Source organism: Priestia sp. AB (genome assembly GCF_028369225.1).
Classification (GTDB): domain Bacteria; phylum Bacillota; class Bacilli; order Bacillales; family Bacillaceae_H; genus Priestia; species Priestia megaterium.
Genome location: NZ_JAQMYN010000016.1, coordinates 19,199 through 40,088, shown reverse-complemented (window position 1 = coordinate 40,088; position 20,890 = coordinate 19,199). Strand labels below are relative to the sequence as shown.

24 protein-coding genes and 1 other annotated feature are annotated in these 20,890 nt (G+C 40.5%); all 24 genes read left to right on the top strand.

The genetic code is table 11. From position 1 onward, the window contains the following. The first annotated feature begins 29 nt into the window (after nt 1-29). Nucleotides 30-173, top strand: a sequence feature (ribosomal protein L10 leader region). A gap of 40 nt (nt 174-213) precedes the next feature. The 24 genes from rplJ (at nt 214) to rplE (ending at nt 20,884) form a co-directional block, all read left to right on the top strand. After that, a complete protein-coding gene (gene rplJ / locus POF52_RS27180) occupies nt 214-714 on the top strand; it encodes a 50S ribosomal protein L10 (protein ID WP_013054916.1) in 501 nt (166 codons plus the stop codon). Between the two features lie 44 nt (nt 715-758). Next, nucleotides 759-1,121: a 50S ribosomal protein L7/L12 gene (gene rplL / locus POF52_RS27175; protein WP_013054917.1), complete on the top strand. Its 363-nt coding sequence runs from the start codon at nt 759-761 to the stop codon at nt 1,119-1,121. Nucleotides 1,122-1,233: 112 nt separating this feature from the next. Further along, on the top strand, nt 1,234-1,836 hold the full coding sequence (locus POF52_RS27170) for a class I SAM-dependent methyltransferase (RefSeq protein WP_271996719.1): 603 nt from the start codon (nt 1,234-1,236) through the stop codon (nt 1,834-1,836). A gap of 245 nt (nt 1,837-2,081) precedes the next feature. Next, the gene (gene rpoB / locus POF52_RS27165; RefSeq protein ID WP_271996716.1) at nt 2,082-5,645 is read left to right on the top strand and encodes a DNA-directed RNA polymerase subunit beta; all 3,564 of its coding nucleotides are present in this window, start codon (nt 2,082-2,084) and stop codon (nt 5,643-5,645) included. Between the two features lie 62 nt (nt 5,646-5,707). Next, complete coding sequence (gene rpoC, locus POF52_RS27160; protein ID WP_013081369.1) at nt 5,708-9,301, top strand: DNA-directed RNA polymerase subunit beta'; 3,594 nt, start codon at nt 5,708-5,710, stop codon at nt 9,299-9,301. A gap of 131 nt (nt 9,302-9,432) precedes the next feature. Further along, the gene (locus tag POF52_RS27155; RefSeq protein ID WP_271996712.1) at nt 9,433-9,681 is read left to right on the top strand and encodes a 50S ribosomal protein L7ae-like protein; all 249 of its coding nucleotides are present in this window, start codon (nt 9,433-9,435) and stop codon (nt 9,679-9,681) included. 99 nt (nt 9,682-9,780) lie between these two features. Then, nucleotides 9,781-10,203, top strand: a complete 423-nt coding sequence (gene rpsL / locus POF52_RS27150) for a 30S ribosomal protein S12 (protein WP_013054922.1) — start codon at nt 9,781-9,783, stop codon at nt 10,201-10,203. Between the two features lie 50 nt (nt 10,204-10,253). Next, nucleotides 10,254-10,724 (top strand): 30S ribosomal protein S7, encoded by a 471-nt coding sequence (gene rpsG / locus POF52_RS27145; protein WP_013054923.1) that lies wholly within the window; start codon nt 10,254-10,256, stop codon nt 10,722-10,724. A 57-nt stretch (nt 10,725-10,781) separates the two neighbouring features. Continuing rightward, nucleotides 10,782-12,860: an elongation factor G gene (fusA, locus tag POF52_RS27140; RefSeq protein ID WP_013081370.1), complete on the top strand. Its 2,079-nt coding sequence runs from the start codon at nt 10,782-10,784 to the stop codon at nt 12,858-12,860. Between the two features lie 116 nt (nt 12,861-12,976). Continuing rightward, the gene (gene tuf / locus POF52_RS27135; protein ID WP_013081371.1) at nt 12,977-14,167 is read left to right on the top strand and encodes an elongation factor Tu; all 1,191 of its coding nucleotides are present in this window, start codon (nt 12,977-12,979) and stop codon (nt 14,165-14,167) included. Between the two features lie 315 nt (nt 14,168-14,482). Further along, nucleotides 14,483-14,791, top strand: a complete 309-nt coding sequence (gene rpsJ / locus POF52_RS27130) for a 30S ribosomal protein S10 (RefSeq protein WP_013054926.1) — start codon at nt 14,483-14,485, stop codon at nt 14,789-14,791. Between the two features lie 41 nt (nt 14,792-14,832). Further along, complete coding sequence (gene rplC / locus POF52_RS27125) at nt 14,833-15,462, top strand: 50S ribosomal protein L3 (RefSeq protein WP_013054927.1); 630 nt, start codon at nt 14,833-14,835, stop codon at nt 15,460-15,462. 28 nt (nt 15,463-15,490) lie between these two features. Then, nucleotides 15,491-16,114 carry a 50S ribosomal protein L4 gene (rplD, locus tag POF52_RS27120; protein WP_013081372.1) on the top strand — a complete coding sequence of 208 codons (624 nt, stop codon included), beginning with the start codon at nt 15,491-15,493 and terminating at the stop codon, nt 16,112-16,114. After that, nucleotides 16,114-16,401, top strand: a complete 288-nt coding sequence (gene rplW, locus POF52_RS27115) for a 50S ribosomal protein L23 (protein WP_013054929.1) — start codon at nt 16,114-16,116, stop codon at nt 16,399-16,401. The genes rplD and rplW overlap by 1 nt, the downstream gene beginning before the upstream one ends. A 27-nt stretch (nt 16,402-16,428) precedes the next feature. Continuing rightward, on the top strand, nt 16,429-17,259 hold the full coding sequence (gene rplB / locus POF52_RS27110; protein ID WP_013081374.1) for a 50S ribosomal protein L2: 831 nt from the start codon (nt 16,429-16,431) through the stop codon (nt 17,257-17,259). A gap of 57 nt (nt 17,260-17,316) precedes the next feature. Beyond that, a complete protein-coding gene (gene rpsS, locus POF52_RS27105) occupies nt 17,317-17,595 on the top strand; it encodes a 30S ribosomal protein S19 (protein WP_013054931.1) in 279 nt (92 codons plus the stop codon). Nucleotides 17,596-17,614: 19 nt separating this feature from the next. Next, on the top strand, nt 17,615-17,956 hold the full coding sequence (gene rplV, locus POF52_RS27100) for a 50S ribosomal protein L22 (RefSeq protein WP_013054932.1): 342 nt from the start codon (nt 17,615-17,617) through the stop codon (nt 17,954-17,956). Nucleotides 17,957-17,959: 3 nt separating this feature from the next. Then, nucleotides 17,960-18,616 carry a 30S ribosomal protein S3 gene (gene rpsC, locus POF52_RS27095; RefSeq protein ID WP_013054933.1) on the top strand — a complete coding sequence of 219 codons (657 nt, stop codon included), beginning with the start codon at nt 17,960-17,962 and terminating at the stop codon, nt 18,614-18,616. Between the two features lie 2 nt (nt 18,617-18,618). Continuing rightward, complete coding sequence (gene rplP, locus POF52_RS27090; protein ID WP_013054934.1) at nt 18,619-19,053, top strand: 50S ribosomal protein L16; 435 nt, start codon at nt 18,619-18,621, stop codon at nt 19,051-19,053. Beyond that, nucleotides 19,043-19,243 carry a 50S ribosomal protein L29 gene (gene rpmC / locus POF52_RS27085; RefSeq protein WP_013054935.1) on the top strand — a complete coding sequence of 67 codons (201 nt, stop codon included), beginning with the start codon at nt 19,043-19,045 and terminating at the stop codon, nt 19,241-19,243. The genes rplP and rpmC overlap by 11 nt, the downstream gene beginning before the upstream one ends. 25 nt (nt 19,244-19,268) lie before the next feature. Next, nucleotides 19,269-19,532 (top strand): 30S ribosomal protein S17, encoded by a 264-nt coding sequence (gene rpsQ, locus POF52_RS27080; RefSeq protein ID WP_013054936.1) that lies wholly within the window; start codon nt 19,269-19,271, stop codon nt 19,530-19,532. A gap of 51 nt (nt 19,533-19,583) precedes the next feature. Further along, nucleotides 19,584-19,952: a 50S ribosomal protein L14 gene (gene rplN / locus POF52_RS27075; RefSeq protein WP_013054937.1), complete on the top strand. Its 369-nt coding sequence runs from the start codon at nt 19,584-19,586 to the stop codon at nt 19,950-19,952. A 49-nt stretch (nt 19,953-20,001) separates the two neighbouring features. Continuing rightward, a complete protein-coding gene (gene rplX / locus POF52_RS27070; protein WP_013054938.1) occupies nt 20,002-20,313 on the top strand; it encodes a 50S ribosomal protein L24 in 312 nt (103 codons plus the stop codon). A 31-nt stretch (nt 20,314-20,344) separates the two neighbouring features. Continuing rightward, a complete protein-coding gene (gene rplE, locus POF52_RS27065; protein ID WP_013054939.1) occupies nt 20,345-20,884 on the top strand; it encodes a 50S ribosomal protein L5 in 540 nt (179 codons plus the stop codon). Nucleotides 20,885-20,890: the final 6 nt, after the last annotated feature.

Genomic DNA, 20,890 nt, shown 5'->3' with positions numbered 1-20,890 from the left:
GTCCCTGATTATAATAGATAATGTTGTTAAAAAGAATAACATTTGTACCGTAGACAGTAGGTGCTGCAAAGCTTAATTTCCTACCGAGGTGTGTGAGATAAATTAGTGAAACGTTATGGTTCGCTTACTACACCTCCATGTCTTTATTGTCATGGAGGTTTTTTATTGCACCTTGTCTGAGTGTACGGAAGGAAATCTACAGGAGGTGTAAAGATGAGCAACGTAATTGAACAAAAGAAACAAGTCGTAGACGAAATTGCTGAAAAACTTCAAGCGAGTAACTCAATAGTTGTCGTTGACTACCGTGGTTTGAATGTTGCTGAAGTTACTGAACTTCGTAAGCAATTACGTGAAGCAGGCATTGAGTTCAAAGTTTACAAAAACACTTTAACTCGCCGTGCTGTAGAAAAACTTGAACTAACAGATCTTAATGATGCGTTAGTAGGTCCAAATGCAATCGCATTTGGTGGAGAAGATGTTGTTGCTCCAGCTAAAATTCTAAACAACTTCGCGAAAGAACACGAAGCGTTAGAAATCAAAGCTGGTGTAATTGAAGGTAATGTTGCATCTGTTGAAGAAATTAAAGCACTTGCAGAACTACCATCTCGCGAAGGCTTACTTTCTATGTTGCTTAGCGTGCTTCAAGCTCCAATTCGCAACCTTGCTCTTGCTACAAAAGCTGTGGCAGATCAAAAAGAAGAACAAGGTGCATAATCTAGTCTGTTATATATAACACAATCACAAGGAGGAAATTAACAATGACTCAAGAACAAATCATTGAAGCAGTTAAAAATATGACTGTTTTAGAACTTAACGATTTAGTAAAAGCAATCGAAGAAGAATTTGGCGTAACTGCTGCTGCTCCTGTAGCTGTAGCTGGCGGTGCTGCTGGTGAAGCTGCTGCTGAGAAAACTGAATTTGACCTAGTACTTGAAAGTGCTGGCGGACAAAAAATCAAAGTTATCAAAGTAGTACGTGAAATCACTGGTCTTGGCTTAAAAGAAGCTAAAGAAATCGTTGATAACGCTCCAAAAGCTCTTAAAGAAGGTATTTCTAAAGAAGAAGCTGAAGAAGCAAAAGCTAAACTTGAAGAAGTTGGCGCTTCTGTAGAAGTTAAGTAATTATTGCTTAACAACTGATATAAAAAAGCTCGCTTGTACAAGCGAGCTTTTTTGCTTCTGTCATCCTTTTCATTTATAGTAAAGAAGAACATATTGATTAGGAGGTTCTATTTTGACAGAACATTATTTTTCTAATACACCATCGTCTGCAAGTAATGAAGAGCGCTTTTCATTTGAATTGAGAGGAACCTCTTTTTCATTTACGAGTGACCGCGGTGTTTTTTCAAAAAAAGAGATCGATTTTGGATCGCGCCTGTTAATTGAAACGTTTCAAATGCCCGAGAGTCCCGGCCCGCTTCTGGATGTTGGATGCGGATATGGCCCAATTGGGTTGGCACTTGCAAAAGAGGACAGCCAAAGGAACGTTCATATGGTTGATGTTAATGAACGTGCATTAGCACTAGCTCAAAAAAATGCTGAAGTTAATTCAGTATCAAATGTTTCAATCTATCAAAGCTCTTGCTATGAAAATGTGAAGGAAACGAATTTTGCAGCTATTCTTAGTAATCCGCCGATCCGTGCGGGTAAAAAAGTTGTTCATGAAATTCTAGAAAAATCATTAGATCACCTTGCTGGCCAAGGAGAACTTTGGATTGTGATTCAGAAAAAGCAAGGAGCGCCATCTGCTCTTGCGAAATTAGAATCTCTATTTAATGAAGTAGAAGTAGTAGAAAAGAAAAAAGGGTATTATATCATATGTGCTAAAAAATGTTGACTAATATTTTTTAGTATGTTAGCATTATAAAATGCCAATATATAAATATTCCATATAAGCTCGGGTTATACATAAAATAAAAGGTATAATTTTGAATTATATGGGAAAAACTAATAAAATCAATAGTACGTTTTTATGAAATTGTGGTTTTCTATTTAAAGAGACCATTTTTCTTTTGTTCAATAATAAACATATGGTTTATTATATATTTTGAATAATAACGCTTGATTTGAGGGGTGAATCAGTTGACAGGTCAACTAGTTCAGTATGGACGCCACCGCCAACGCAGAAGTTATGCTCGTATTAGTGAAGTTTTAGAGTTACCGAACTTAATCGAGATTCAAACGGCTTCATACCAATGGTTTTTAGATGAAGGTTTACGAGAAATGTTCCAAGATATTTCTCCAATTGATGATTTTACAGGTAACTTATCACTAGAATTTATTGATTACAGCTTAGGTGAGCCAAAGTATTCAGTAGGAGAGTCCAAAGAACGTGATGTAACTTATGCAGCACCTCTTCGTGTTAAGGTGCGGTTAATTAATAAAGAAACAGGTGAAGTAAAAGACCAAGATGTGTTCATGGGAGATTTCCCATTGATGACCGAAACAGGTACCTTTGTAATTAATGGTGCTGAGCGCGTTATCGTATCACAGTTGGTTCGTTCACCAAGTGTTTACTATAGTGGAAAGCTTGATAAAAACGGTAAAAAAGGATATACAGCAACTGTTATCCCTAACCGTGGTGCATGGCTAGAATATGAAACTGATGCAAAAGATGTAGTATACGTGCGTATTGATCGTACTCGTAAACTGCCAGTAACAGTGCTGTTACGCGCGCTAGGTTTCGGTTCTGACCAAGAGATTATCGATTTAATCGGTGATAATGAATACATCCGTAATACGCTTGAAAAAGATAATACGGAAACAACGGAAAAAGCGCTATTAGAAATCTATGAGCGTTTACGTCCGGGTGAACCACCGACAGTTGAGAATGCGAAGTCTCTATTAGTATCTCGCTTCTTTGACCCAAAACGATATGACTTAGCGAACGTAGGTCGCTATAAAATTAATAAAAAGCTTCATATCAAACATCGCTTATTTAATCAAAAGCTAGCTGAAACATTAGTTGATCCTGAAACAGGTGAAATTATTGCAGAAAAAGGCGCAATGATTGACCGCCGTCTGCTAGATCGCTTGATTCCGATGCTTGAAGGTGGAGTAAACTTCAAAACTTATAGTCCGGTTGGTGGAGTAGTAGAAGACGATGTTACATTACAATCTATTAAGATTTATGCGCCAAATGATCCAGAAGGTGAAAAAGTCATCACTGTATCAGGTAACGCATATGTAACAGAAGAAGTTAAAAATATCACGCCTGCTGATATTTTAGCATCAATCAGTTACTTCTTTAACTTGCTTCATCAAGTAGGAGACACAGATGATATCGACCACTTAGGTAACCGTCGTCTGCGTTCTGTAGGTGAATTGTTACAAAATCAATTCCGTATCGGTTTATCTCGTATGGAACGTGTTGTTCGTGAAAGAATGTCAATTCAAGACACGAATACAATCACACCTCAACAATTAATTAATATTCGCCCAGTTATTGCGGCGATTAAAGAGTTCTTTGGAAGTTCTCAATTATCACAGTTCATGGATCAAACGAATCCATTAGGCGAATTGACGCACAAACGTCGTCTTTCAGCTCTAGGACCTGGTGGTTTAACTCGTGAGCGCGCTGGTTTCGAAGTGCGTGACGTTCACTACTCCCACTATGGCCGTATGTGTCCGATTGAAACGCCAGAGGGTCCGAATATCGGGTTAATCAACTCACTATCTTCTTATGCAAAAGTAAACAAATTCGGTTTCATCGAAACACCTTACCGTCGTATCGATCCTGAAACAGGTAAAGTGACAGAGCGAATTGACTACTTAACAGCTGATGAAGAAGATAACTATGTTGTAGCCCAAGCGAACGCTCGTCTAGGTAATGATGGTTCATTCTTAGATGAAAATGTCGTTGCACGTTTCCGTGGAGAAAACACGGTTATCCGTCGCGATCGTTTAGATTATATGGATGTATCACCAAAACAAGTTGTATCTGCCGCTACAGCATGTATCCCATTCTTAGAGAACGATGACTCTAACCGTGCATTAATGGGTGCGAACATGCAACGTCAAGCAGTACCTTTATTAAATCCTGAAGCACCAATCGTAGGTACAGGTATGGAATACGTATCTGGTAAAGACTCTGGTGCAGCCGTGATTTGTAAATATCCTGGCGTTGTAGAGCGCGTAGAAGCAAAACAAATTTTTGTTCGCCGCTATGAAGAAGTAGACGGACAAAAAGTTAAAGGTAACTTAGATCAATACAAATTATTAAAATTTGTTCGTTCTAACCAAGGTACTTGTTACAACCAGCGTCCAATTGTTTCAGTTGGCGACGAAGTAGTAAAAGGTGAGATCTTAGCCGACGGTCCTTCAATGGAAAAAGGTGAGCTTGCTTTAGGACGAAACGTAATGGTTGGTTTCATGACATGGGATGGTTATAACTATGAGGATGCCATCATCATGAGTGAACGCCTTGTGAAAGATGATGTATATACGTCTGTTCATATTGAAGAATATGAATCTGAGTCTCGTGATACGAAGCTTGGACCTGAAGAAATTACGCGTGACATTCCAAACGTAGGTGAAGATGCGCTTCGCAACTTAGATGAGCGTGGAATCATCCGCATTGGTGCAGAAGTAAAAGACGGAGATCTTTTAGTTGGTAAAGTAACGCCAAAAGGTGTAACAGAACTAACAGCTGAAGAACGTCTTCTACACGCTATTTTCGGTGAAAAAGCGCGTGAAGTTCGTGATACTTCTCTTCGTGTACCGCACGGCGGCGGTGGAATCATTCTTGATGTTAAAGTCTTCAACCGTGAAGATGGCGACGAATTACCACCAGGTGTAAACCAATTAGTCCGTGTATATATTGTTCAGAAGCGTAAAATTTCTGAAGGTGACAAAATGGCCGGTCGTCACGGTAACAAAGGTGTAATTTCACGTATTTTACCTGAAGAAGATATGCCTTATCTACCAGACGGTACGCCAATTGACATCATGTTAAACCCATTAGGGGTACCATCTCGTATGAACATCGGTCAGGTGCTAGAGCTTCATTTAGGTATGGCTGCTCGTAAGCTTGGCATTCACGTTGCGTCCCCAGTATTTGATGGTGCGCGTGAGGAAGATGTTTGGGCAACAATCGAAGAAGCTGGCATGTCTCGTGATGCTAAAACAGTTCTATATGATGGTCGAACAGGTGAACCATTCGATAACCGTGTATCAGTAGGAATCATGTACATGATCAAACTTGCTCACATGGTAGACGATAAACTTCACGCTCGTTCTACTGGACCATACTCACTTGTTACACAACAACCACTTGGTGGTAAAGCGCAGTTCGGTGGACAGCGTTTTGGTGAGATGGAAGTATGGGCACTTGAAGCATACGGTGCTGCTTACACATTACAAGAGATCTTAACAGTGAAATCAGATGACGTAGTAGGTCGTGTGAAAACATACGAAGCAATTGTTAAAGGTGAAAACATTCCAGAACCTGGCATACCTGAATCGTTCAAAGTATTAATTAAAGAACTACAAAGTTTAGGTATGGATGTGAAGATGCTTTCTGCTGACGAGCAAGAAATTGATATCATGGACTCAGAAGAGGACCATGAGCAACCAACAGAATCAATTATTGCTGATAACGAAGAAAGCCTTTCTGAAGGACAAAAAGATCCTGTCACAAAAGAGTAAGGAATTACTTTCATATAAACGTTAAGGGAAAAAACCTGTAGATTAAAAGGGAGGTAGGCTCCTTGCTAGATGTAAATAACTTTGAGTATATGAAAATCGGTCTAGCTTCGCCAGATAAAATTCGTTCTTGGTCGTACGGTGAGGTAAAAAAACCTGAAACGATCAACTATCGTACGTTAAAACCTGAAAAAGACGGCTTATTCTGTGAGCGTATTTTTGGTCCACAAAAGGACTGGGAATGTCACTGCGGAAAATATAAGCGCGTTCGTTATAAAGGTGTTGTATGTGATCGTTGCGGCGTAGAAGTTACGCGCGCAAAAGTTCGTCGTGAACGCATGGGTCATATCGAACTAGCTGCACCTGTTTCTCATATTTGGTACTTTAAAGGTATTCCTAGCCGCATGGGACTTGTCTTAGACATGTCCCCTCGTGCGCTAGAGGAAATCATTTATTTTGCTTCTTATGTAGTAACAGATGCTGGTGATACACCACTTGAAAAGAAACAGCTTTTATCAGAGAAAGAATACCGTGCGTATCGTGAGAAGTACGGACAAACTTTCCATGCAGCAATGGGTGCTGAAGCTGTTAAGAAATTATTGCATGACATCGATCTTGATAAAGAAGTAGATGCTTTGAAAGAAGAATTGAAAACTGCTCAAGGTCAACGTCGTACACGTGCCATTAAACGTTTAGAAGTACTAGAGGCTTTCCGTCATTCTGGTAACGAACCTTCTTGGATGATTTTAGACGTTCTACCGGTTATTCCGCCAGAACTTCGTCCAATGGTTCAATTAGATGGTGGACGCTTTGCTACGTCTGATCTAAATGATTTATATCGCCGTGTAATTAACCGTAACAACCGCTTAAAGCGTTTATTAGACCTTGGAGCTCCTAGCATTATCGTTCAAAACGAAAAGCGTATGCTTCAAGAAGCTGTAGATGCATTAATCGATAATGGTCGTCGCGGACGTCCGGTAACAGGACCAGGTAACCGTCCATTAAAATCTCTTTCTCACATGTTAAAAGGTAAGCAAGGTCGCTTCCGTCAAAACTTATTAGGTAAACGTGTTGACTACTCTGGCCGTTCGGTAATCGTTGTAGGTCCGAACTTAAAGATGTATCAATGTGGTCTTCCAAAAGAAATGGCGTTAGAGCTTTTCAAACCTTTCGTAATGAAAGAGCTTGTTGAACGCGGTTTAGCTCATAACATCAAGAGTGCAAAGCGTAAAATTGAACGCGTGCAACCTGAAGTATGGGACGTATTAGAATCGGTTATTAAAGAGCATCCAGTTCTTTTAAACCGTGCACCAACGCTACACAGACTAGGTATTCAAGCATTTGAACCTACGCTTGTAGAAGGTCGCGCTATCCGTCTTCACCCGCTTGTATGTACAGCATATAACGCTGACTTTGACGGTGACCAAATGGCGGTTCACGTTCCATTATCTGCAGAAGCACAAGCAGAAGCACGTATCTTAATGCTTGCTGCTCAAAATATCTTGAACCCTAAAGATGGTAAACCAGTTGTTACACCTTCACAGGATATGGTATTAGGTAACTACTACTTAACGCTTGAGCGTGAAGAGGCAGTTGGAGAAGGTATGGTATTCAAGGATACAAATGAAGCACTATTAGCGTACCAAAACGGTTATGTGCATCTTCATACACGTGTAGGTGTGTATGCAGGTTCTTTAAACAACGAAACGTTTACAGAAGCACAAAATCAACAGTTGCTTGTTACAACGGTTGGTAAATTAGTTTTCAACGAAATTTTACCAAAATCGTTCCCATACATTAACGAACCAACAAGAGAAAATTTAGAAGTGAAAACTCCTGAGAAGTATTTTGTTGAAAAAGGTGCAGATGTGAAGGAATTCATCAAGAATCAACCGGCTATCGCACCGTTTAAGAAAAAAATCTTAGGTAATATTATCGCTGAAGTATTTAAACGTTTCAAAATTACTGAGACTTCTAAAATGCTTGACCGTATGAAAGACCTAGGTTTCAAATATTCTACTAAAGCCGGTATTACAGTTGGTGTAGCTGATATCGTGGTTTTAGGAGAGAAAGAAGTTATCTTAACAGAAGCGCAGGCTAAAGTAGATAACGTACTAAAACAATTCCGTCGCGGTTTAATTACTGAAGATGAGCGTTATGAGCGTGTTATCTCTGTATGGAGTAGCGCGAAAGACGTTATCCAAGGTAAATTAATGGCGTCATTGGACAAACGCAACCCAATCTTCATGATGAGTGACTCTGGTGCCCGTGGTAACGCATCTAACTTCACTCAGCTTGCAGGTATGCGTGGACTAATGGCCAACCCGTCTGGTCGTATCATTGAGTTACCAATCAAATCTAGTTTCCGTGAAGGTTTAACAGTATTAGAGTACTTTATCTCTACCCATGGTGCACGTAAAGGTCTTGCCGATACGGCTCTTAAAACAGCTGACTCAGGTTACCTTACTCGTCGTTTGGTTGACGTGGCACAAGACGTTATCGTACGTGATGACGACTGCGGTACAGACCGCGGTATTCTGGCTGTTGCAATCAAAGAAGGAACAGAAGAAATTGAGAAACTTGATGAGCGTCTAATTGGACGTTATGCAAGAAAAACATTACTTCACCCAGGAACAAACGAAGTGTTAGTGAAAGAAAACGAACTAATTACAGAAGACCTAGCTGAAACAATTGTGGATGCTGGTGTTGAAGAAGTATGGATTCGTTCTGCATTCACTTGTAACACTCGCCACGGTGTATGTAAAAAATGTTATGGTCGTAACCTTGCAACTGGTTCAGAAGTTGAAGTGGGTGAAGCAGTTGGTATCATCGCTGCTCAATCTATCGGTGAGCCAGGTACACAGTTAACGATGCGTACATTCCATACAGGTGGGGTTGCTGGAGACGATATCACTCAAGGTTTACCGCGTATCCAAGAGATCTTCGAAGCGCGTAACCCTAAAGGTCAAGCCGTTATTTCTGAAATTGAAGGTACAATTGCCGGCATTTCTGAAGGACGCGATCGTCAACATGAAATTACTGTTCAAGGAGAGATTGAAACTCGTTCTTACACAGCTCCGTACAGTGCACGTCTGAAAGTTATTGAAGGACAGCGCATTGCACGTGGTCAAGAATTAACAGAAGGTTCAATTGATCCTAAAGAATTACTAAAAGTAAAAGACATCACGGCTGTACAAGAGTACTTGCTTCGTGAGGTGCAAAAAGTATATCGTATGCAAGGGGTAGAAATTGGAGATAAACACGTAGAGGTAATGGTTCGCCAAATGCTTCGTAAAGTGCGCGTAATGGATTCAGGAGATACAGATGTATTACCAGGTTCATTACTTGATATTCACCAATTCACTGATGCAAATGAAAAAGTATTACTTGAAGGCAATCGTCCAGCGACAGGCCGTCCTGTATTACTTGGTATTACAAAAGCATCTCTTGAAACTGATTCCTTCTTATCTGCTGCATCGTTCCAAGAAACAACGCGTGTTCTTACGGATGCTGCAATCAAAGGAAAACGTGATGAGTTGCTTGGACTTAAAGAGAATGTTATCATTGGTAAGCTAGTTCCGGCTGGTACAGGTATGACGAGATATCGTAATGCTGAACCGATCAAAAACCAAGCTGAAGAAACGGTAACAATCGACTAATTATAAAATCATTACTCTAGAATGGATGTTTTTTAAAAAAACTACAAAACGTTAGTTGACATCCATTCTAGGGAATGATACTATATCAAAGGTGCTCCTATAAACTACCTGTTACTTTGGAGGATATGATAATGTCTTATGAAAAAGTATTACAGGCTGATCATATTATTGTAGGAACAAAGCAGACGGTGAAAGCATTAAAAAAAGGTACAGTAAAGGAAGTCATCATTGCTGAAGACGCTGATTTTTATGTCACATCCATTGTGGCAAGAACAGCACAGCAAGAAAACGTTCCGTATACGTATGTCCCTTCTATGCGAAAGCTTGGTCAAGCTTGTAGGATAGAAGTTAACGCTGCAACTGTTGCAATTATTAGTTAACACGTTTTTGAACTTTTAGTTTCAAAGACTTTGTTTTTTGCTAAAAAATGAACCACCTGGATGTGTGGTCTTACAAAAGGCGAAAGGAGGAAAAATTAAATGCCTACTATTAACCAATTAATCCGTAATGGTCGTGTGAGTAAAGGTAAAAAATCTGACTCACCTGCTTTAAACAGAGGTTACAACAGCTTCAAAAAAGCTCAAACTAACCAATCTTCTCCACAAAAACGTGGTGTATGTACACGTGTGGGTACTATGACACCGAAGAAACCGAACTCGGCTCTTCGTAAATATGCTCGTGTACGTTTAACAAACGGTATCGAGGTAACAGCTTATATCCCAGGTATTGGTCACAACTTACAAGAACACAGCGTGGTACTTATCCGCGGTGGACGTGTAAAAGATTTACCAGGGGTACGTTACCATATCGTACGTGGTGCACTTGATACTGCTGGTGTGGATGGCCGTATGCAAGGTCGTTCTAAATATGGTACTAAGCGACCAAAAGCAGCTAAAAAATAATAGCTTAACAATTAATAGATAAACTTTTAAAAGTGAAAGGAGGAAGTAGAATGCCACGTAAGGGACCTGTTGCAAAAAGAGACGTATTACCAGATCCGATTTACAATTCTAAGCTTGTATCTCGCTTAATCAACAAAATGATGCTTGATGGAAAGCGCGGTAAGTCACAAGCTATTCTTTATAGAGCATTCGATTTAGTACAAGAGCGCAGTGGTAAAGAAGCTATGGAAGTATTCGACCAAGCTCTTAAAAACATCATGCCTGTACTAGAAGTTAGAGCACGCCGTGTAGGGGGTTCTAACTACCAAGTTCCTGTAGAAGTACGTCCAGAGCGTCGTACTACTTTAGGTCTTCGTTGGTTAGTAAACTATGCTCGTCTTCGTGGAGAAAAAACGATGGAAGAGCGTTTAGCTAACGAAATCCTTGATGCAGCTAACAACACTGGTGCTGCAGTTAAGAAACGTGAAGATACTCACAAAATGGCAGAAGCTAACAAAGCATTTGCTCATTACCGTTGGTAATCTTTTAACGAAACCTTTTAAAAAACAAATTATAATATGGAAGGAGAAATACCTAAGATGGCAAGAGAGTTCTCCTTAGAAAACACTCGTAATATTGGGATCATGGCTCATATTGATGCTGGTAAAACAACAACAACTGAGCGTGTTCTTTATTATACTGGCCGTATCCATAAAATTGGTGAAACTCATGAAGGAGCTTCACAAATGGACTGGATGGAGCAAGAGCAAGAACGTGGTATCACTATCACGTCTGCTGCGACAACTGCTTCTTGGAAAGGTCACCGCGTTAACATCATCGATACTCCTGGACACGTAGACTTCACTGTTGAAGTTGAGCGTTCATTACGTGTACTTGATGGCGCTGTGGCAGTTCTTGATGCTCAATCTGGTGTTGAGCCTCAAACAGAAACAGTATGGCGTCAAGCGACTACGTACGGTGTTCCCCGTGTCGTATTCGTTAACAAAATGGACAAAATTGGTGCTGACTTCTTGTACTCTGTAAAAACGATCCACGATCGTTTAGGTGCAAATGCTCACCCAATTCAGTTGCCAATCGGTGCTGAAGATGACTTCGAAGCAATCATTGACCTTGTGGAAATGAAAGCATACTTCTACGAAGATGACTTAGGTACTCGTTCAGAATCTCGTGAAATTCCTGAGGAATACAAAGAGCAAGCTGAAGAATACCGTGCAAGCCTAGTAGAAGCTGTTGCAGAACTTGACGAAGAATTAATGATGAAGTACTTAGACGAAGGCGAGCTTACAGTTGAAGAACTAAAAGCTGGTATCCGTAAAGGTACTTGTGACGTTGAATTCTACCCAGTTATCTGTGGTTCAGCATTCAAAAACAAAGGTGTACAATTAATGCTAGATGCAGTAATTGACTACCTACCATCTCCAGTTGATGTACCATCAATCCAAGGTATCGTACCTGACACAGAAGAAGAAGTTACGCGTGAGTCTAGCGACAACGCTCCTTTCTCAGCATTAGCGTTCAAAGTTATGACGGACCCTTATGTTGGTAAATTAACATTCTTCCGTGTGTACTCTGGTGTACTAAGCTCTGGTTCATACATCAAAAACTCTACAAAAGGTAAGCGTGAGCGTGTAGGTCGTATCCTACAAATGCATGCTAACTCTCGTGAAGAGATTTCTGAAGTATACGCTGGAGATATCGCGGCAGCTGTAGGATTAAAAGATACTTCTACTGGTGATACTCTATGTGACGAAAAGAGTCTTGTAATTCTTGAGTCTATGGAATTCCCAGAGCCAGTTATCTCTTTATCTGTTGAGCCAAAATCAAAAGCTGACCAAGATAAAATGACTACAGCTCTTCAAAAGTTACAAGAAGAAGACCCAACTTTCCGTGCGGAAACTAATACAGAGACTGGTCAAATCATCATCTCTGGTATGGGTGAGCTTCACCTTGATATCATCGTTGACCGTATGCGTCGCGAATTCAAAGTAGAAGCAAACGTTGGTGCTCCTCAAGTAGCTTACCGTGAAACTTTCCGCGCTGGTGCGAAAGTTGAAGGTAAATTCGCTCGTCAATCTGGTGGTCGTGGACAATTCGGTCACGTTTGGATTGAGTTCGAACCTAACGAAGAAGGAAAAGGCTTTGAATTTGAGAACAAAATCGTTGGTGGTGTAGTTCCACGTGAATACATCCCTGCAGTTCAAGCTGGTCTTGAAGATGCATTACAAAACGGTGTTCTTGCTGGTTATCCATTAATCGATATCAAAGCTGCTTTAGTTGATGGATCTTACCATGACGTTGACTCAAGTGAGATGGCGTTTAAAATTGCCGCTTCTATGGCTCTTAAAAACGCAGTATCAAAATGTAACCCAGCTATCCTTGAACCAATGATGAAGGTAGAAGTTGTTATCCCTGACGAATACTTAGGAGATATCATGGGTGACATTACGTCTCGTCGTGGACGTGTAGAAGGTATGGAAGCACGCGGTAACGCTCAAGTTGTACGTGCATTCGTTCCACTTTCTGAAATGTTTGGTTATGCAACTGCATTACGTTCAAACACTCAAGGTCGCGGAACATATTCTATGCACTTCGATCACTACGAAGAAGTTCCTAAATCAATTTCAGAAGAAATTATTAAAAAAAATAAAGGTGAATAATTGATTTTCACTCTTTATTGAAGTATAACTACTTATGTACGCTGTGAAAGTGGAGTTCATTCCCTTTCACGGCCTCATAAAACATAAACTACATGAATTTTAAGGAGGATTTTCGAATGGCTAAGGAAAAATTCGACCGTTCAAAAACACATGCCAATATCGGTACAATTGGTCACGTTGACCATGGTAAAACAACTTTAACAGCTGCTATCACTACTGTTCTTGCTAAGAAAAGTGGTAAAGGTGCAGCAATGGCTTACGACATGATCGACGCTGCTCCAGAAGAGCGCGAGCGTGGAATCACAATCTCAACTGCACACGTTGAGTACGAAACTGACACTCGTCACTATGCACACGTTGACTGCCCAGGACATGCTGACTATGTTAAAAACATGATCACTGGTGCTGCTCAAATGGATGGCGGTATCTTAGTAGTATCTGCTGCTGATGGTCCAATGCCACAAACTCGTGAGCACATCCTTCTTTCTCGTCAAGTAGGTGTACCTTACCTAGTTGTATTCTTAAACAAATGTGACATGGTAGACGACGAAGAGCTACTTGAATTAGTAGAAATGGAAGTACGTGACCTTCTTTCTGAATACGACTTCCCTGGTGACGATGTACCAGTAATCAAAGGTTCTGCTCTTAAAGCTCTTGAAGGCGAAGCTGATTGGGAAGCTAAAATCATCGAGCTTATGGACGCTGTTGATGAGTACATCCCAACTCCAGAACGTGACACTGAAAAACCATTCATGATGCCAGTTGAGGACGTATTCTCAATCACTGGTCGTGGTACAGTTGCTACAGGTCGTGTAGAGCGTGGACAAGTTAAAGTTGGTGACGTTATCGACATCATCGGTTTAACTGAAGAGCCAAAATCTACTACTGTAACAGGTGTAGAAATGTTCCGTAAGCTTCTTGACTATGCTGAAGCTGGCGACAACATCGGTGCTTTACTTCGTGGTGTAGCACGTGAAGAAATCCAACGTGGACAAGTATTAGCTAAACCAGGCTCAATCACTCCACACACTAAATTTACTGCTGAAGTATACGTTCTTTCTAAAGACGAAGGTGGACGTCACACTCCATTCTTCACAAACTACCGTCCACAGTTCTACTTCCGTACAACTGATGTAACTGGTATTTGTAACTTACCTGAAGGCGTAGAAATGGTAATGCCTGGCGACAACATCGAAATGACTGTTGAACTTATCGCTCCAATCGCGATTGAAGAAGGTACTAAATTCTCAATCCGTGAAGGTGGACGTACAGTAGGCGCTGGCGTTGTAGCTAAAATCAGCGAGTAATTTCTCGTTTCAGTAAAGGGAGTAGGGTAACCTACTCCTTTTTTATTTGGTGATAAAAGGTAAAGATAGTTTTTACTATTACACTTGCAAAATGATCTCCTTTTATATATAATGAAAAAAGTGTGCGACACATAAAAAAGTTTTTTAACTTTATTGTTGCAATATGAACCCATTTTTAGTATAATAAAAATGTTGGTCTTTGACTGCGATGATGCGGAAGGTTGCCGACACACCCGGCCGCTTTGCCATGGCGAGTGTGGGGAAATTTCCGCGGAGAATGTCTATTGTAAAATAGGCGAAAAAGGAGGGAAAATAATGGCAAAAGAAAAAATTCGCATTCGTTTAAAAGCATATGATCACAGAATTCTTGATCAATCTGCTGAGAAAATCGTAGAAACTGCAAAACGTTCTGGTGCGGCTGTATCTGGTCCGATTCCATTACCGACTGAAAAATCAATTTATACAATTCTACGTGCAGTACACAAATATAAAGATTCTCGTGAGCAGTTCGAAATGCGCACGCATAAACGCTTAATTGATATCGTGAATCCAACACCACAAACTGTTGATTCATTAATGCGTTTAGACTTACCATCTGGTGTAGATATCGAAATTAAACTTTAATTTAAAATAAAGAATGAAAAGATACTTAGGAGGTGTGACTAATGGCCAAAGGAATCTTAGGAAGAAAGATCGGTATGACTCAAGTATTTGCTGAAAATGGTGACTTGATCCCAGTAACAGTAATTGAAGCTTCTGCTAACGTAGTTCTTCAAGTTAAAAACGCTGAGACAGACGGTTACGAAGCAATCCAATTAGGTTTCGAAGATATCCGTGAAAAACTATCTAACAAACCTGCAAAAGGACATGCTACTAAAGCTAATACTGCTCCTAAGCGCTTCATCCGTGAGTTACGCGGTGTGGACGCTTCAGCATATGAAGTTGGTCAAGAAGTCAAGGTTGATATTTTCGCAGAAGGCGATGTAATTGATGTAACAGGAATCTCAAAAGGTAAAGGTTTCCAAGGTGCTATTAAACGCCACGGACAATCTCGCGGACCTATGTCTCATGGTTCTCGCTACCACCGTCGCCCAGGTTCAATGGGTCCTGTAGCTCCAAACCGCGTATTCAAAGGTAAATTATTACCAGGACGTATGGGTGGAGAGCGCATCACTGTGCAAAACTTATCAATCGTTAAAGTTGACGCAGAACGCAATCTTTTATTAGTAAAAGGTAACGTGCCAGGAGCTAGAAAATCTCTAGTTACTGTTAAATCTGCAGTTAAATCTAAATAATAATTCTTCGAGAAAGGAGGAATAACCAATGCCAAAAGTAGCATTGTTTAACCAAAACGGTGAAAACGTTGGAGAAATCGAACTTCAAGATGCCGTTTTCGGTATCGAACCAAACAACAAAGTACTTTTCGACGCGATCGTAATGCAACGCGCATCTCAACGTCAAGGTACTTCTAAAGTTAAAAATCGTTCTGAAGTAAGAGGCGGTGGCCGTAAGCCATGGCGTCAAAAAGGTACTGGTCGTGCTCGTCAAGGATCTATCCGTTCTCCACAATGGCGTGGCGGTGGCGTAGTATTTGGTCCAGTTCCAAGAAGCTATAGCTACAAATTACCTAAAAAAGTTCGTCGTTTAGCAATTAAGTCTGCATTATCAACTAAAGCTCAAGATAACAGCATCGTTGTTCTTGAAGCTCTTTCTTTTGACGCTCCAAAAACAAAAGAAATGGTAGCAGTTCTTAAAAACCTAACAGTAGAACGCAAAGCATTAGTAGTAACTGCGGATCTTAACGAAAATGTTGCACTTTCAGCACGTAATATTCCTGGTGTAACAGTTGTTGCAGCTAATGGTTTAAGCGTATTAGACGTTATGAACCATGATAAGCTTGTAATCACTAAAGACGCAGTTGAAAAAGTAGAGGAGGTGCTTGCATAATGAAAGATCCTCGTGATATTATTAAGCGCCCCGTAATTACAGAACGTTCAACAGACTTAATGGCTGAGAAAAAATATACGTTTGATGTTGATGTAAGAGCTAATAAAACTGAGGTTAAAGATGCTATCGAAAAAATCTTTGACGTAAAAGTTGAAAAAGTAAACATCATGAACTACAAAGGTAAATTCAAGCGTGTAGGTCGCTACAGTGGTCTTACTAACCGTCGTCGTAAAGCGGTAGTAACACTAACTCAAGAGAGCAACGAAATCGAATTCTTCGAAGCTTAAGATTACTAGAGAAGGAGGGAAATTGAGATGGCGATTAAAAAGTATAAACCAACCTCAAATGGTCGTCGTGGTATGTCAGTTTCTGATTTCGCTGAAATTACTACTGACAAACCAGAAAAATCGTTACTTGCACCTGTCAAGAGAAAAGGTGGTCGTAACAACCAAGGTAAATTGACTGTTCGTCACCAAGGTGGTGGGCACAAGCGTCAATACCGTATCATCGATTTTAAACGCGATAAAGATGGAATACCTGGACGCGTTGCTACAATCGAATATGATCCAAACCGTTCAGCTAACATCGCATTAATTCATTATGCTGATGGTGAAAAACGTTACATCCTTGCTCCTAAAAACCTAAAAGTAGGTTTAGAAGTTATGTCAGGTCCTGAAGCTGACATCAAAGTAGGTAACGCGCTTCCTTTAGCTAACATTCCTGTTGGTACAGTAGTACACAACATCGAATTAAAACCTGGTAAAGGTGGACAATTAGTTCGTTCTGCAGGTACATCTGCTCAAGTACTTGGTAAAGAAGGTAAATACGTATTAGTACGTTTAACTTCTGGTGAAGTACGCATGATCCTTGCAACTTGTCGTGCAACTGTAGGTCAAGTTGGTAACGAACAACACGAGTTAATCAACATCGGTAAAGCCGGTCGTTCTCGTTGGTTAGGTATCCGTCCAACTGTACGTGGTTCTGTAATGAACCCTAACGATCACCCACACGGTGGTGGTGAAGGACGTTCTCCAATCGGACGTAAGTCTCCAATGAGTCCATGGGGTAAACCAACACTTGGTTACAAAACTCGTAAGAAGAAAAACAAATCCGATAAATTTATCGTTCGTCGTCGTAAAAAATAACGGGATTGAGCTACGGTTCAAACGAACCGTAGGACAATCACGAAGGGAGGTTCATTTATGGGTCGCAGCTTAAAGAAAGGACCTTTTGTAGATGACCATTTAATCAACAAAATTGAGAAGTTAAACGAAACTGACAGCAAGCAAGTAGTAAAAACTTGGTCTCGTCGTTCAACTATCTTCCCTCAGTTCATTGGTCATACAATTGCTGTATATGACGGTCGTAAACATGTACCAGTTTATGTTACTGAAGACATGGTAGGTCACAAACTTGGTGAATTCGCACCATCTCGTACTTACAAAGGTCACGCAAGTGATGATAAGAAAACAAGACGCTAATATGAGAGGAGGCTTTTAAATGCAAGCTAAAGCTGTCGCGAGAACAGTACGTATTGCTCCTCGTAAAGTTCGTTTAGTTGTAGATTTAATTCGAGGTAAGCAAGTGGGTGAAGCGCTAGCAGTGCTACTTCACACGCCAAAGGCTGCTTCTCCAGTCGTTGAGAAAGTATTAAAATCTGCTATTGCCAATGCAGAACACAATTATGAAATGGACGCTAACAATTTAGTTATTACTGACGCTTTTGTTAACGAAGGTCCAACTTTAAAACGTTTCCGTCCACGCGCTATGGGACGTGCAAGCCAAATTAACAAGCGCACAAGCCACATCACAATCGTGGTATCAGAAAAGAAGGAGGGATAATTCATGGGTCAAAAGGTAAATCCGGTCGGTCTTCGCGTCGGTGTCATCCGTGATTGGGAATCAAGATGGTTCGCTGGCAAAGACTACGCTGACTTATTACATGAAGACTTAAAAGTACGTGAATATATCGCTAAACGTTTAAACGATGCAGCTGTTTCTAAAGTTGAAATCGAACGCGCTGCTAACCGCTTAAACGTAACGATCCACACTGCAAAACCTGGTATGGTAATTGGTAAAGGTGGTACTGAAGTAGAATCACTTCGTAAAGCTCTTAACCAATTAACAGGCAAGCGTGTACACATTAACATCCTTGAAATTAAACGAGCAGATTTAGATGCTAAACTAGTAGCTGAAAACATCGCTCGCCAACTTGAGAACCGTGTATCATTCCGTCGTGCTCAAAAGCAAGCTATCCAACGTAGCATGCGTGCTGGCGCACAAGGTATCAAAACAATGGTATCTGGTCGTTTAGGCGGAGCTGATATCGCTCGTTCTGAATATTACAGTGAAGGTACAGTTCCACTTCATACACTTCGCGCTGATATTGACTATGCTCACGCTGAAGCAGATACTACTTATGGTAAACTTGGTGTGAAAGTATGGATCTATCGTGGAGAGGTTCTTCCTACTAAAAAGAAAACTGAGGAAGGAGGAAAATAATTATGTTATTACCAAAACGCGTTAAATATCGTCGCGAACACCGCGGAAAAATGCGTGGACGCGCTAAAGGTGGTACGGAAGTACATTTCGGTGAATTCGGTTTACAAGCTACTGAAGCTTCTTGGATTACAAACCGTCAAATCGAAGCTGCTCGTATCGCAATGACTCGTTACATGAAACGTGGCGGTAAAGTATGGATTAAAATTTTCCCTTCTAAACCTTATACTGCTAAGCCTCTAGAAGTCCGAATGGGTTCTGGTAAAGGTGCTCCTGAAGGTTGGGTAGCAGTTGTTAAACCTGGAAAAGTAATGTTTGAAATTTCAGGTGTATCTGAAGAGGTTGCACGTGAAGCTTTACGTTTAGCTGCACACAAGCTACCTGTAAAATGTAAGTTTGTAAAACGTGAAGAAATTGGTGGTGATTCTAATGAAAGCTAATGAAATTCGTGACCTTACCACTGCTGAAATTGAACAAAAAGTTAAGGCTTTAAAAGAAGAGTTGTTTAACCTTCGTTTCCAATTAGCGACTGGACAATTAGAGAATACTACTCGTATTCGCGAAGTGCGCAAATCGATCGCTCGTATGAAAACTGTAGTTCGTGAAAGAGAGATTGCTGCTAATAAATAATTAAGTCTGAGAGGAGGCTTTCAGAATGAGTGAACGCAACCAACGTAAAGTTTACACTGGCCGCGTAGTTTCTGACAAAATGGATAAGACTGTTACTGTTCTTGTTGAAACTTACAAAAAGCATTCGCTTTATGGCAAGCGTGTAAAATACTCAAAGAAATTCAAAGCTCACGATGAAAACAATACAGCTCAACTAGGCGATATCGTGAAGATCATGGAAACTCGTCCGTTATCAGCTACTAAACGTTTCCGTCTAGTAGAAGTTGTAGAAAAAGCTGTTATCATCTAATAGTTAAGATAGATCGGATAAGAATGATTCATCCGAAGGGAGGTTTCGTACATGATTCAACAAGAATCTCGTTTAAAAGTTGCAGACAACTCTGGTGCACGTGAGGTACTTACTATTAAAGTACTTGGTGGTTCAGGTCGTAAGACAGCAAACATTGGTGATGTTATCGTTTGTACGGTGAAACAAGCAACACCAGGAGGCGTTGTTAAAAAAGGTGACGTTGTTAAAGCTGTTGTTGTACGTACAAAAAGTGGTGTTCGCCGTACTGACGGTTCTTACATCCGTTTCGACGAAAATGCTTGCGTAATCATCCGTGACGACAAAGGACCACGTGGTACTCGTATCTTCGGACCAGTTGCTCGTGAATTACGTGATAACAACTTCATGAAGATCGTATCATTAGCTCCAGAAGTTATCTAATTGATATATAGAACAAATACAAAATGCCTTTTAAGGAGGTGCGAATAGGATGCATGTTAAAAAGGGCGACAAAGTAGTGGTTATCTCTGGTAAAGACAAAGGTAAGCAAGGTGAAGTACTTGCAGCTTTCCCAAAGAAAGACCGTGTACTTGTTGAAGGTGTGAACGTTGTGAAAAAACACTCTAAACCTTCTCAAGTAAATCCACAAGGTGGAATCGTTAGCCAAGAGGCACCTATCCACGTATCAAACGTAATGCCGTTGGATCCTAAATCTGGTGAGCCAACTCGTGTTGGGTACCAAGTTATCGATGGCAAAAAGGTACGTGTAGCAAAAAAATCTGGTGAAACTTTAGATAAATAATTAATGAAATGTGAAGGGAGGTTTAGTTCACATGAACCGTCTTAAAGAGAAATTTACAAAAGAGATTACTCCTGCTCTAGTTAGCAAGTTTAATTATGAATCTGTAATGCAAGTGCCAAAAATCGACAAGATCGTAATCAACATGGGTATCGGTGATGCTGTTTCCAACTCAAAAGCTTTAGATAACGCTGTTGAAGAACTAGCTGAAATCACTGGTCAAAAACCTGTTGTAACTCGTGCGAAAAAATCTATCGCTGGTTTCCGTCTTCGTGAAGGTATGCCAATCGGTGCGAAAGTTACTTTACGCGGCGAGCGTATGTACGAATTCTTCGATAAACTAGTATCAGTATCACTTCCACGTGTGCGCGATTTCCGTGGTGTATCTAAAAAAGCATTTGATGGTCGTGGAAACTACACGTTAGGTGTTAAAGAACAATTGATCTTCCCAGAGATCGATTATGATAAAGTAACTAAAGTTCGTGGTATGGATATCGTTATTGTTACAACAGCAAACACTGATGAAGAAGCTCGTGAGCTTTTAACTCAGTTCGGTATGCCATTCCAGAAGTAATAACTG